We start from the raw sequence: 12,015 nt of genomic DNA, 5'->3' as shown, positions 1-12,015 counted from the left end.
TTCTATCGTCCTGTCCCTGCGTGTACGACGGCTTCTTCGTCGCCGCCGAGATCGAAGGCGGCGTGCAAAACGCGCACGGCCTCGTCCAGCTCGGTGTCGTTGACCAGCACCGAGATACGGATCTCGGAGGTGCTGATGAGGTCGATGTTGACGCCTGCCTCGGCCAGCGCCTCGCAGAAAGTCGCCGTGACGCCGGGGTGAGTCTTCATTCCTGCGCCGACGAGCGAGACCTTGCCGATGTGGTCGTCGTAGAGCACCTGCGCGAAGCCGATCTCGGACTGCAGCTTGGTCAGCTTCTCCACGGCCGTCGGACCGTCCGACTTGGGGCAAGTGAAGGTGATGTCGGTCTTTCCGGTGTCGATCTTGGAGACGTTCTGCAGCACCATGTCGATGTTGATCTCCGCGTCGGCGACGGCGCGGAAGATCTTGCCCGCGTAACCCGGCGAATCGGGGATGCCGACGACGGTGACCTTCGCCTCGCTGCGATCGTGTGCGACGCCGGTGAGAATTGCTTCTTCCACTGGAATGTCCTCCATAGATCCGGAGACGATCGTTCCGGGTTTCGTGGTGTACGACGAGCGCACGTGAACAGGGACGTTGTAGCGACGGGCATATTCGACGCAGCGCAGCATGAGCACCTTCGCGCCGCAGGCAGCCATCTCGAGCATCTCCTCGAACGAGACGGTGTCGAGGTGCCGGGCGTTGGGCACGATGCGCGGGTCGGCGGTGAAGATGCCGTCGACGTCGGTGTAGATCTCGCAGACGTCGGCGTTCAGTGCTGCGGCGAGCGCAACGGCGGTGGTGTCCGAACCTCCGCGACCGAGCGTGGTGACGTCCTTGCTGTCCTGGCTGACGCCCTGGAATCCGGCGACGAGCACGATCGAACCCTCGTCGAGGGCGCTGCGCACGCGGCCGGGGGTGACGTCGATGATCTTGGCGTTGCCGTGCACGCTGGTGGTGACGACGCCTGCCTGGGAGCCGGTGAACGACCGGGCCTCGGCACCGAGCGAGTGGATGGCCATCGCGACCAGCGCGTTGGAGATGCGTTCACCCGAAGTGAGCAGCATGTCCATCTCGCGGGCCGGCGGGGCCGGGCACACCTGCTGGGCCAGGTCGAGTAGTTCGTCGGTGGTGTCGCCCATGGCCGACACGACCACGACGACGTCGTTGCCTGCCTTCTTGGTCTCGACGATTCGTTCAGCGACGCGTCGGATACGTTCGGCGGTTCCCACCGACGATCCACCGTACTTCTGGACGATGAGAGCCACGCCTGTTTACCTCCGCTGGATAGCCGACAATCGGGCGATTGTTCCGGGGTAACCCTACCGAGCGAATGCCCCGAGCAGTGGCCCGGGTAGCTCCGAGCTGGGACTTTAGGGTGGCTCGCCTGCGGATACGCCTGTCCTAACATGGTCGGGTGACCCTTCCCGAGCACCGCCCACCCCCACCCCCGCGAGGTCTGCGGGTGCTCTTCGGGCTTCCCGCCGTCGGCCGTCGCTGGCCGGGTGGACTGCGCTCGGCTCTGGCGTTCGGTGTCCCCGCTATCGCGGCGTGGGTTCTCGGGTTTCACACCGAGGCCCTGCTGGTGGTTTCGGGCAGTTTCGCCGTCATCTACGGCGAGGGCCGTCCCTATCGTTCGCGTTGGTGGGTGGTCCTGACCGCGGGCGGCGCACTGGTGGCCTCGGTGTGGCTCGGGGCGACGGCCGGGCAGATATCGCTCGATCTCGGGAGCACCGGAGTCGCGCGGATGATCCCGGTGACCCTGCTCTCGCTCCTCGCTCTCGTCTCGGTCTACGTCATCGCTGCGCTGCGACTGGGGCCGCCGGGAGCGTTCTTCTTCGTGCTGGTGTGCGCGGTGTCGTCGTACATCCCCGGAGCCGGCATCAACGCCGCTCACGGAGCGGTCTGTGCGGCAATCGGCGTCGCGTCGGCGCTGGTGGTGTCGATGTCCGGGGTGCTGTGGGATCCGCGAGGACCCGAGCGCGAGGCCGTCGGAGCCGCGGTGGGTGCCATCGAGAAATACACGAGCTCGCCGACGGCGTCTGCCGCCGATCGTCATGCTGCGGCCGCGCGTCTGCACGCGGCGTGGGCTGCGGTGTACGACGCGGGTGCCGTGCGGCTGTCATCGAGGCCGGTGCTGGTTCAGAAATTGTTCGACGCGCATCGGGCCTTTGCGGCGACGACCACTGCGCGGGCCGATCCGGATCGGGCGGTTGATTCCGTGTCTGATCAGCTGCCGCTGGCCAGGCCGAGCGTCGGGTATCGGTTGCGGCGCTCGCTGCACCGTGATTCCCATGCGATGTCGACCGCCGTTCGGGTGTTCTGCGCGGCAGCGGCGGCGGGCGGGATCAGCGTCGCGCTGGATCTGAGCCGACCGGACTGGGCGATCCTAGGTGCCGTCCTGGTGTTGCAACAGGGTCCCGATCGGGTGCACGGCACCTACCGTGGCCTGCAGCGGCTCGGCGGAACTCTCGCCGGCGTGGCGTTGTTCTCGGCCATCTTTCTCTCGCCGTTGACCGGTCTGGCCGTCATCGTGGTGTTGATGGTGCTGCAGTTCGCGATCGAGGTGTCGGTGGCACGCAACTATGGGTTGGCCGTCACGTTCATCACTCCGCTCGCCCTGCTGATGGGCACCCTGACCCATCCGGGGTCCGTGCTGGAGGACATCGTCGTCGACCGGATCGTGGAGACGACGGTGGGAGTAGCTTTCGCTTTCGCAGCGCTGTGGCTGCTGCTGCCCGGGGCATTTCGTCGCACGTTGCTGTGGTCCGACGGCCGAGTCCTGACGCTCGGCGCGCATCTGCTGACGGTGCTGCGGACCGAGGACGTGGCCGCGCCGACGGCTCTCGCCGTGCGACGCGACGTCCAGTTCGAGCTCGTCGGGTCCGCTCTCGCAGGTGCCGAGGCCGCGCACAACGATCGAGGGTGGACGCATCGGGTCTGGTCGCAGCATGTCGAGGTCGATCGCCTCGGGTACGAACTCCTCGCGCACTGTTGGACGATGACCGACGTCGGACGAATGGATGACATCGAACGTTGGCAACGTCGGCTCGACGCGGTGGTCACAGAATTCGACGCGTCAACCCTGGGGTAGGCCGTCGGTCGGCGGTAGTACACTCAGCCCATGCTGCGAGCTCTCCTTCTTAACAGCCGCGACGGGGTCTGAGACCAGACTGGCTTCCCGTCGCGGGGTTCGTTGCGCCGGTCGAACACATTGCTCTGATCTGTACGGAGAGACGAAGACCATGTCACCAGCCGACGCATTCACCTCGGGATCCCGCACCATCACCCCGCCCTCGCGGCCCGCTCCCAGCGACCAGCCCGCCTGGAACACCCAGAAGAACTCCTCGATGCCCACGTTCCGTTATCGGCCGTTCGCCGAGGAAGTGGAGCCCGTCAGCCTCCCCGACCGCACGTGGCCGGACAAGATCATCGACCGGACGCCGCAGTGGTGTGCCGTGGATCTGCGCGACGGCAACCAGGCGCTGATCGATCCGATGAGCCCGGCCCGCAAGCGCCGGATGTTCGACCTGCTGGTCCGCATGGGCTACAAGCAGATCGAGGTCGGCTTCCCGTCGGCCAGTCAGACCGACTTCGATTTCGTCCGCGAGATCATCGAGGACGGCGCGATCCCCGACGACGTCACCATCCAGGTGCTGACGCAGTGCCGTCCCGAGCTGATCGAGCGCACCTTCGTCGCGTGCGAGGGCGCCCGCAGCGTCATCGTGCACTTCTACAACTCGACGTCCATCCTGCAGCGCCGGGTGGTGTTCCGGGCCGAGCGTGACGTCATCAAGAAGATCGCTACCGACGGTGCCCGCAAGGTCCTCGAAGAAGCAGCCAAGTTCCCCGATACCGACTGGCGCTACGAGTACTCCCCCGAGTCCTACACCGGCACCGAACTCGCCTACGCCAAAGAGGTGTGCGACGCGGTCACCGCGATCATCGATCCGACTCCCGCCAAGCCGCTGATTCTGAACCTGCCCGCCACTGTCGAGATGGCGACGCCCAACGTCTACGCCGACTCGATCGAGTGGATGAGCCGCAACCTCGACCGCCGCGACAGCATCGTGCTGTCACTGCACCCGCACAACGACCGCGGAACCGGTGTTGCCGCAGCCGAACTCGGCTACCAGGCGGGTGCAGATCGCATCGAGGGTTGCCTGTTCGGTAACGGCGAGCGCACCGGCAACGTCTGCCTCGTCACGCTCGGGTTGAACCTGTTCACCCGCGGTGTCGATCCGCAGATCGACTTCTCCAACATCGACGAGGTCCGTCGAACGGTGGAGTACTGCAATCAACTTCCCGTCGCCGAGCGTCACCCCTACGGCGGCGATCTGGTCTACACCGCCTTCTCCGGTAGCCACCAGGACGCCATCAACAAGGGCCTGGACGCGATGAAAGTCACTGCGGACGAGCAGGGTTCGGACATCGGGGACGTCACCTGGCAGGTTCCGTATCTGCCCGTCGACCCGAAGGACGTCGGTCGCACCTACGAGGCCGTCATTCGCGTCAACTCGCAGTCCGGCAAGGGCGGCGTCGCGTACATCATGAAGTCCGATCACGGACTGAACCTGCCGCGTCGACTCCAGATCGAGTTCTCCCAGGCCGTCCAGCGCATTACCGACGGTGAGGGCGGCGAGGTCTCGCCCAAGGAGATGTGGGACGTCTTCGCCGAGGAGTACCTGACCCCGATCCGCCCGCTCGAGCGCATCAAGCAGTCGGTCATCGCGGCCGAGCACGACGGCGGCACCGACACGATCACCGCGACGGTCAAGGTCGACGGCGTGGAGCAGGAGATCTCCGGCTCCGGCAACGGCCCACTCGCCTCGTTCGTCGACGCACTGTCCACCATCGGCTACGACGTCAGCGTCCTCGACTACTCCGAGCACGCCATGTCCGCAGGCGACGACGCACAGGCCGCGGCCTACGTCGAAGCCTCGGTGACCTCTCCTGCCGGTGTCGCCACCACCGTCTGGGGCGTCGGCATCGCGACGTCGATCACCACTGCGTCACTGCGCGCTGTGGTCTCGGCCGTGAACCGCGCTCTGAAATAGATCCTCTGCTCGACGAAAAAGCCGCCCGTTCATCACGAACGGGCGGCTTTTCGCTGTTTATCGACGCTCAGCTGGTACGCCGCGTGCGACAATGAACCTGCCGTCGGGGCACCTTAGGGAATGGAAGTTCGCCATGGATTCTTTCTGGGATTTTCTCTGGCTACTCATCGTCGGATTCGCCTTCGTGGCCTATCTCATGGTGATGTTCTCGATCATCGGAGACCTCTTCCGAGACCACAAGACATCCGGAGTCATCAAGGCCGTGTGGGTGTTCTTTCTGATCGTCGCGCCGTTCCTGACCGCGCTGGTCTACCTCATCGTGAACGGCAGCAACATGGCCAAGCGTCAAGTTGCCGCCCTGCAGCACGCCAAGGACCAGCAGGAGAACTACATCAAGGAAGTGGCCGGTCGGTCGGCATCGGAGGAGATCGCACACGCAAAGGCGTTGCTGGACAACGGCACCATCGATCAGGACGAGTTCAGGACGTTGAAGGCCAAAGCCCTGTCCTGAACGTCGCTTCCGCCCTGAACGCGTCGAGCACTGCGGCGATCGCGGGTAGTCGTCCCGCGTCGGGTCGCGTCGCGAGTTCGTAGATTCGCCCTGCCCGCACCCCGGACAGTTCTCGCCGCACCAAGCCAGGATGAACGACGGCGTAGCGCGGCATCAATGCCACTCCGTGACCTGCGGCCACCAAGACCTCGGTGACGCGGAAGTCGTTCACTCGCTGCATCACTCGCGGTTCGACGCCGGTCGCCGCGGCCACCGAGAGCAGCACGTCGTCGACCGGGAATCCGCCGCGGACACTGATCCATCGTTCGTCGACCAGGTCCCGGAGGTCTATCGATTCATGTTCCGCCAGAGCATGTCCGGGCGGTAACACCAGATCGATGGGCTCACGCATCAGGGTCGTCACCTCGATGCGCGGGCCGGCCGTCGACGGTGCCCGCTCGTCGCGGTGCGTGAGGACGACGTCGTAGTCCGCCAGAAGTTCCGGCACCGAGGATGCGGGCAGATCCTCGTCGCGGGCGTCGATGTCGACGTCCGAGTTCGCCAACCGCGTCAGTAGCCCGGGCAGCAGGAGCGCAGCACCGGACGGGAACAGTGCAACTCGAACGCGTCCCCGCGGGGACGCCCGATATCGATCCATCTCCGCCGTGGCGCGGGCGAGGGCGGCGAAGACATCGTCCGTCCTGACCACCAACGCACGCCCGGCATCGGTGAGTCGAAGTCGGCGGCCGTCGGGTTCGAGAAGCGTCACCCCCGCTTCCCTGGCGAGCTGCTTGAGCTGCTGAGATACCGCCGACGGCGTCATGGACAGCGCGTCTGCGACGGCAGCGACGGTCCCACGGTCGGCGAGTTCGCGAAGGATCCTGAGCCGCTCCACGTTCATGTAGAGGATCTTAACTGTTCCTGCGGATATATTCGATTGTGCTGATCATTCGCGGCCGTCACGATTGGGGCCATGAGCACTCGCGACCGCCTCCTCGGACTGACCGTCGTCGTGCTGTGGGGACTGAACTTTCTTGCCATCCGTGTGGGGCTCGATCACTTCCCGCCCTTCTTCTTCGCCGCACTGCGATTCCTGGTCATCGCCGTCCCCGTCGTGCTGTTCGTCCCGCGGCCCAAGGTGCCGCTGAAGTGGCTGCTGCTGTACGGCTTCGGGTTCGGATTCCTGCAATTCGCCTTCCTGTTCGCAGCGATGGCGGCGGGCATGCCCACCGGATTGGCGTCGCTCGTTCTGCAGTCGTCGGCACCGTTCACCGTCGTTCTCGGCGCGCTTCTGCTCCGCGAACACGTCTCCCGCAGGCAGGCCATCGGCATCGGCATCGCCGTGCTCGGCATGGTGCTGATCGGGTGGGACCGCGCGCAGAACGCCACGCTGCTCCCGGTGATCCTCACCCTGCTCGCCGGACTCGGTTGGGCGTTCGGCAACCTGGGGAATCGACTCGCGAAGTCCGAATCGCCGATGACGCTGATGCTGTGGATGACCGTCGTGCCGCCGGTGCCGATGCTTGCGCTGTCGGCGATCGTCGAGGGTCCGACCACCGGCTGGCATGCACTGATGGCCTCGTTCGGTCCGCAGGGCTGGCCCGGGCTGGTCGCGTTGGCCTACATCGTGATTCCGGCCACGATCGTCGGTAGCGGCCTGTGGAGCATCCTGATGAGCCGCAACCCCGCCGGTCTGGTCGCGCCGTTCTCGCTGCTGGTTCCCGTCGTCGGCATCGCCGGTGCCCGGATCTTCCTGGGCGAGAACCCCTCGGTGCTCGCGCTGATCGGTGGCGTCGTCGTCATCGGCGGGTGTCTGGGCGGCATGACCGTCCGGCGACCCACCGAAGTGCTGGAGAAAGCGCCGGTGTGAGGGGCGGGAGTGGAGCCCGCGAAATGACCAGGTGGTCGAAACCGTCGACGTGAAACTGCACCCTCTTCTGTGCCAGACTCGGCGGATGGTTGAAGTGGGTGAGCGCAGACGTATCGGCGCACGTGGCCGCGTGGCACTGCGCGCGGCGGAGCTGGCGACCTGGGCGTCCCGCAAAGCAGGCCGCGGCAAGGGATCGATGATCGGCGGCCTCGTCGCACTCAAGATCGACCCGAACATTCTCGGCGGGCTCGGCCGCGGTCGGCGCACCGTCATCGTCACCGGCACCAACGGCAAGTCCACCACCACCAGGATGACTGCTGCGGCGCTGGCCACCCTCGGTGACGTCGCCACCCAAGCCGACGGCGCGAACATGGACGCCGGCATCGTCGCCGCACTGCACGCTCACTTCGATGCCGAGCTGGCTGCCCTCGAAGTCGACGAACTGCACGTCCCCCATGTGTCCGACGCCGTCGACCCCGCGGCGATCGTGTTGCTCAACCTCAGTCGCGATCAGCTCGACCGCGTGGGCGAGATCAACATGATCGAACGCAAACTGCGCGCCGGATTGGCCCGGCATCCCGAGACCGTGGTCATCGCCAACTGCGACGACGTTCTCGTCACCTCCGCCGCGTTCGACGCACCGAACGTGGTCTGGGTCGCGGCGGGTGGTGGGTGGGCAGGAGACTCCGTCAGCTGTCCGCGTACCGGCGAACCCATCGTGTGGGACGGCGAGCATTGGTACAGCACCGGCAGCGACTTCAAGCGTCCGACGCCGGACTGGTGGCTCGACGACGAGAATCTCTACGGGCCCGACGGGCTCGTGCTGCCGATGACGTTGTCGCTGCCAGGAAAGGCCAACCGCGGCAACGCAGCTCAGGCCGTCGCCGCCGCAGTGACGCTCGGCGCGACACCGACCGATGCCGTCGCGGCCGCGTCGAGCGTCGACGAGGTGGCCGGTCGCTACTCCACCGTTCAGTACGGATCTCATTCCGTCCGAATGCTTCTCGCCAAGAATCCCGCCGGCTGGCAGGAAGCGCTGTCGATGATCGACCCCACCTGCGATGGGCTCGTCATCGCCGTCAACGGTCAGGTTCCCGACGGCGAGGACCTGTCGTGGCTGTGGGACGTCCGCTTCGAGCACTTCGAGAACGTCGCCGTCGTGGCCGCCGGTGAACGCGCGACCGACCTCGGAGTGCGGCTGCTCTATGCGGGTTCGCAGCACACCACCATCGCAGATCCGTTGCAGGCCATTGCTTCCTGCCCGCCGGGACGCGTCGAAGTGCTCGCAAACTACACCGCGTTCCGCGATCTCGGTCGCGCGCTGGCACGTGAGGTGAAAGATGTCTGAGTCCACCGTACGCATCGGCCTCGTCCTGCCCGACGTGATGGGCACCTACGGCGACAACGGAAATGCGCTCATTCTGCGGCAGCGGCTGCGGATGCGAGACATCGACGCCGAGGTCGTCCAGATCACTCTCAGCGACCCGGTTCCTGATTCCCTCGACGTGTACACCCTTGGTGGAGCAGAGGATTCGGCTCAACGCCTGGCGACTCGTCACCTCACCCGCTATCCCGGATTGCAGAACGCCGCGGCTCGCGGTGCGCCCGTGCTCGCGATCTGCGCCGCGATCCAGGTACTCGGCCACTGGTACGAAACCTCCGCGGGCGAACGCGTCGACGGCATCTCGCTGTTCGACGTCACCACCGCGCCGCAGGCAACCAGGTCCATCGGCGAGGTCGTCACCGAGCCCGCGCTCGAGGGCCTGAGCCAGAAACTCACCGGCTTCGAGAACCACCGCGGCGGAACAACTCTCGGGCTGGATGCGTCCCCATTGGCCAAGGTCACCCACGGCGTGGGCAACGGTGTCGGCGACGGACGCGAAGGCGTCGTGCAGGGGTCTGTGATCGGCACCTACATGCACGGGCCGGTACTCGCCCGAAACCCGGAGTTGGCGGACTACTTGTTGGAGCGCGCCTTGGGCACCACGCTCGCTCCGCTCGAGTTGCCCGAGGTTGCGCAACTCCGCAAGGAGCGGCTGCGATAGTGCCTACGGCAATGGTGCGGTCGAGTACCCTGGGCGGCACCTGATCGCACCACATCCGTGGGCACTCACATTCGTCGACGTCCGGTCAGAGCGCGGCCCAGCGTCAGTTCGTCGGCAAATTCGAGGTCTCCGCCCATGGGCAGGCCGGATGCGAGGCGGGTAATGGCCAGGCCGGGGAAGTCGCGCATCATGCGGACCAGATACGTGGCCGTTGCTTCGCCCTCGGTGTTGGGGTCGGTGGCGATGATGACCTCGGTGACGTCCACTCCGTCGTCCTGAGTTCCCACACGGGTCAACAACTCTCGGATGCGGAGCTGATCCGGCCCCACTCCGTTCAGTGGGTCGAGCGCTCCGCCGAGTACGTGGTAGCGGCCCTTGAACTCTCGTGTACGTTCCACGGCCTGAACATCTTTGGGCTCTTCGACGACGCAGATCATCGATCTGTCTCGACGCGAATCGGCACAGATCCGGCACAGTTCCTTGTCCGAGACCGTGCCGCAGACGATGCAGAACTGAACGCCGTCGCGAATACGCTGCAGCGCGCGCATGAGCCGATCCACCTCGGGAGGCTCGACGCCCAGGAGATGAAAAGCTATGCGCTGAGCGCTCTTCGGACCGACCCCGGGAAACTTGCCGAGTTCGTCGATCAGATCCTGAACCGGACCTTCGTACACCGCCTAGAACCCGGGCAGGCCGGGCATGCCACCGAGACCACCAGCGAGGGGGCCCATCTTCTCGCTCGCGACGGCCTGAGCCGCGCGAGACGCATCGGCGATCGCACCGATCACCAGGTCCTGCAGAGTCTCGATGTCTTCGGGGTCGACGACCTTGGGGTCGATGGTCAGACCGACCACCTCACCGGTTCCCTTGACGGTGGCGACGACGAGTCCGCCGCCTGCCTGGCCGGTCACTTCGGTTTCCGCGATCTCGGCCTGCGCCGCCATCAGCTGCTGCTGCATCTGCTGGGCCTGCTGCAGGATCGATGCCATGTCGGGCTGTTCACCGGGTTGCACTGTGCCGTCCTCTCGCGTGGGTTCGAAGCGAACACCAGCGTAGTCGCACCTTGAATCGCTGTGATTCACTGCGCGTCGAATCGACATACCGACCTGAGTGTCCACAATTTCGCGGCAAACACGGGATCCGGGCTGTTGCGATTTGAGCCTTGTTGATTTTGCTGCGTGTTGTGCTGTAGCCGGAGTGGTGGGCTGGGAGAATGTGCTGGTGGCCAAAGGTTATCGCCCGGTGGATCGGGATCAGCAGTTCTTGTTGCCGGTGGATATGCGTGAGTGGTTACCGGTGTCGGATCCGGTGTTCACGGTGATCGATGTGGTCTCCGCGTTGGACACCTCGGCGGTGCATGCGGTGCGCCGCACCGGTGGTGTCGGGCGCGCGGGGTACGACCCGGACATGCTGCTCACGGTGTTGATCTTCGGGTGGGCGCAGGGCCAACGGTCCTCGCGGGTGCTCGAGCGGTTGTGCCGGCGTGATGCGGCGTTTCGGATCATCTGCGCGGACAACACTCCTGATCATGTGACGATCTCCCGCTTCCGCGCCGACGTGGCCCCGCACATGGATGCCTTGTTCACGCAGGTCCTGCTGCTGTGCGGGCAATTGGGGTTGGCCAGGTTGGGTGTCGTCGCTCTCGATGGAGTCAAGATCTCCTCCGACGCCTCGCTGAGCGCGAACCGCACCGAGAAAGGGTTGCGCGCAGCGGCTGCCGAGGCGGCCGAGCAGCGTCTTCGCGAGCACGCGCGGGCTGCCGCGGCTGAGCATGCTGCGGCCGACGCTCGCGAGGACGAGATGTTCGGGCCGGGCTCGACCGGCGACGAGGTGCCCGAGGAGATGACCGATCCGCGGTCGCGCGCGGCGCGGATCGCGCAGGCGTTGGCCGAACTCGAAAAGGTCAACGCCGACAAAGCCGCGAAGCGGGAGCAGGTCGAGAAGAACAAGACCGATCTCCGTACTGCGAGGCTGGCGCGGCGAGAGAAGCTGGTGGCGAACTATCTGCGCAGGCGCGAGGAAATGGGTCCCGTAGCCGGGCCGCCGCCGACGGAGATCAGAGTCGAAATCTTGCAGATGAACCTGGCCGAAGCGCGTGCCCAGCATCAGGCCACCATCGAGAACTACCTGGCGAACAAGGGCGCAGGCTCAGTCAAGGGGCGTGCGCCGGGCCCGGTGGAGAAGAACGCGAAAGTCATTCGTGTACAGCGTTTCCTCGACCGTGCGATCGCCGACCGCGCCGCCGCCGACGCGAAAGCCGTGGAGCAGCAACGAGTACGCGCCGCGGTCGAGGCCGCCACCGTCTCGGCTGTCGCCGAATCCGCGAAGCCTGTCGAACCCAAACGCAACATCACCGACCCGCAATCGAGGTCGATGCAGTTGCGTGGTGGTGGGTGGATTCAGGGTTACAACTGTCAGGCGGTGACCACCAGCGATGGGATCATCATCGCCACATCGGTGGGCAACAATCCCAACGACGGCACCACGTTCACCTCGATGCTCGACAAGGCCGTCGCTGCCGCCGATATCGTATCGAGTGCTCGTGTCGATTCG

At 65.7% G+C, this 12,015-nt stretch carries 11 protein-coding genes; 7 read left to right on the top strand and 4 right to left on the bottom strand.

Features of this window, described 5'->3' with window-relative positions; all coding sequences use genetic code 11:
- Window positions 1-2 precede the first annotated feature (2 nt).
- Window positions 3-1,268 carry an aspartate kinase gene (locus CH271_RS01465; RefSeq protein ID WP_037187823.1) on the bottom strand — a complete coding sequence of 422 codons (1,266 nt, stop codon included), beginning with the start codon at window positions 1,266-1,268 and terminating at the stop codon, window positions 3-5.
- A 149-nt stretch (window positions 1,269-1,417) separates the two neighbouring features.
- Between CH271_RS01465 and CH271_RS01460 the strand changes: the two genes are divergently transcribed.
- From CH271_RS01460 to CH271_RS01450, 3 genes are all read left to right on the top strand, one after another.
- The gene (locus CH271_RS01460; protein ID WP_143545990.1) at window positions 1,418-3,094 is read left to right on the top strand and encodes an FUSC family protein; all 1,677 of its coding nucleotides are present in this window, start codon (window positions 1,418-1,420) and stop codon (window positions 3,092-3,094) included.
- 151 nt (window positions 3,095-3,245) lie between these two features.
- Complete coding sequence (gene leuA / locus CH271_RS01455; RefSeq protein WP_094632286.1) at window positions 3,246-5,057, top strand: 2-isopropylmalate synthase; 1,812 nt, start codon at window positions 3,246-3,248, stop codon at window positions 5,055-5,057.
- A gap of 133 nt (window positions 5,058-5,190) precedes the next feature.
- The gene (locus tag CH271_RS01450; RefSeq protein WP_037188881.1) at window positions 5,191-5,568 is read left to right on the top strand and encodes an SHOCT domain-containing protein; all 378 of its coding nucleotides are present in this window, start codon (window positions 5,191-5,193) and stop codon (window positions 5,566-5,568) included.
- Here CH271_RS01450 and CH271_RS01445 read toward each other — a convergent pair.
- On the bottom strand, window positions 5,537-6,448 hold the full coding sequence (locus tag CH271_RS01445; protein ID WP_094632284.1) for a LysR family transcriptional regulator: 912 nt from the start codon (window positions 6,446-6,448) through the stop codon (window positions 5,537-5,539). The two genes, CH271_RS01450 and CH271_RS01445, sit on opposite strands and share 32 nt — an antisense overlap.
- A 72-nt stretch (window positions 6,449-6,520) precedes the next feature.
- Between CH271_RS01445 and CH271_RS01440 the strand changes: the two genes are divergently transcribed.
- From CH271_RS01440 to CH271_RS01430, 3 genes are all read left to right on the top strand, one after another.
- Window positions 6,521-7,417 (top strand): EamA family transporter, encoded by an 897-nt coding sequence (locus CH271_RS01440; protein WP_094632282.1) that lies wholly within the window; start codon window positions 6,521-6,523, stop codon window positions 7,415-7,417.
- An 85-nt stretch (window positions 7,418-7,502) separates the two neighbouring features.
- On the top strand, window positions 7,503-8,765 hold the full coding sequence (locus tag CH271_RS01435; protein WP_094632721.1) for a Mur ligase family protein: 1,263 nt from the start codon (window positions 7,503-7,505) through the stop codon (window positions 8,763-8,765).
- Window positions 8,758-9,462, top strand: a complete 705-nt coding sequence (locus CH271_RS01430; protein WP_037187811.1) for a type 1 glutamine amidotransferase — start codon at window positions 8,758-8,760, stop codon at window positions 9,460-9,462. Before CH271_RS01435 ends, CH271_RS01430 begins: the two co-directional genes overlap by 8 nt.
- 65 nt (window positions 9,463-9,527) lie before the next feature.
- Here the strand turns inward: CH271_RS01430 and recR are convergent, their stop codons facing one another.
- Window positions 9,528-10,136, bottom strand: coding sequence for a recombination mediator RecR (recR, locus tag CH271_RS01425; RefSeq protein ID WP_032379989.1), 609 nt, complete (start codon window positions 10,134-10,136; stop codon window positions 9,528-9,530).
- 3 nt (window positions 10,137-10,139) lie between these two features.
- Window positions 10,140-10,475: a YbaB/EbfC family nucleoid-associated protein gene (locus tag CH271_RS01420; RefSeq protein WP_032404980.1), complete on the bottom strand. Its 336-nt coding sequence runs from the start codon at window positions 10,473-10,475 to the stop codon at window positions 10,140-10,142.
- A 229-nt stretch (window positions 10,476-10,704) separates the two neighbouring features.
- Here CH271_RS01420 and CH271_RS01415 point away from each other — a divergent pair.
- On the top strand, window positions 10,705-12,015 hold a 1,311-nt coding region (locus CH271_RS01415; RefSeq protein ID WP_143545989.1), incomplete at its 3' end, for a transposase.

The sequence above is a fragment of the Rhodococcus sp. 05-340-2 genome (assembly GCF_002258915.1).
Lineage (GTDB): Bacteria > Actinomycetota > Actinomycetes > Mycobacteriales > Mycobacteriaceae > Rhodococcoides.
This window is presented reverse-complemented; position numbering and strand designations above follow the sequence as displayed.

Coding starts and splice junctions, on each gene's coding strand:
- leuA (WP_094632286.1), top strand. CDS start 3,246: ATGTCACCAGCCGACGCATTCACCTCGGGATCCCGCACCATCACCCCG.
- CH271_RS01450 (WP_037188881.1), top strand. CDS start 5,191: ATGGATTCTTTCTGGGATTTTCTCTGGCTACTCATCGTCGGATTCGCC.
- CH271_RS01445 (WP_094632284.1), bottom strand. CDS start 6,448: ATGAACGTGGAGCGGCTCAGGATCCTTCGCGAACTCGCCGACCGTGGG.
- CH271_RS01440 (WP_094632282.1), top strand. CDS start 6,521: ATGAGCACTCGCGACCGCCTCCTCGGACTGACCGTCGTCGTGCTGTGG.
- CH271_RS01435 (WP_094632721.1), top strand. CDS start 7,503: ATGGTTGAAGTGGGTGAGCGCAGACGTATCGGCGCACGTGGCCGCGTG.
- CH271_RS01430 (WP_037187811.1), top strand. CDS start 8,758: ATGTCTGAGTCCACCGTACGCATCGGCCTCGTCCTGCCCGACGTGATG.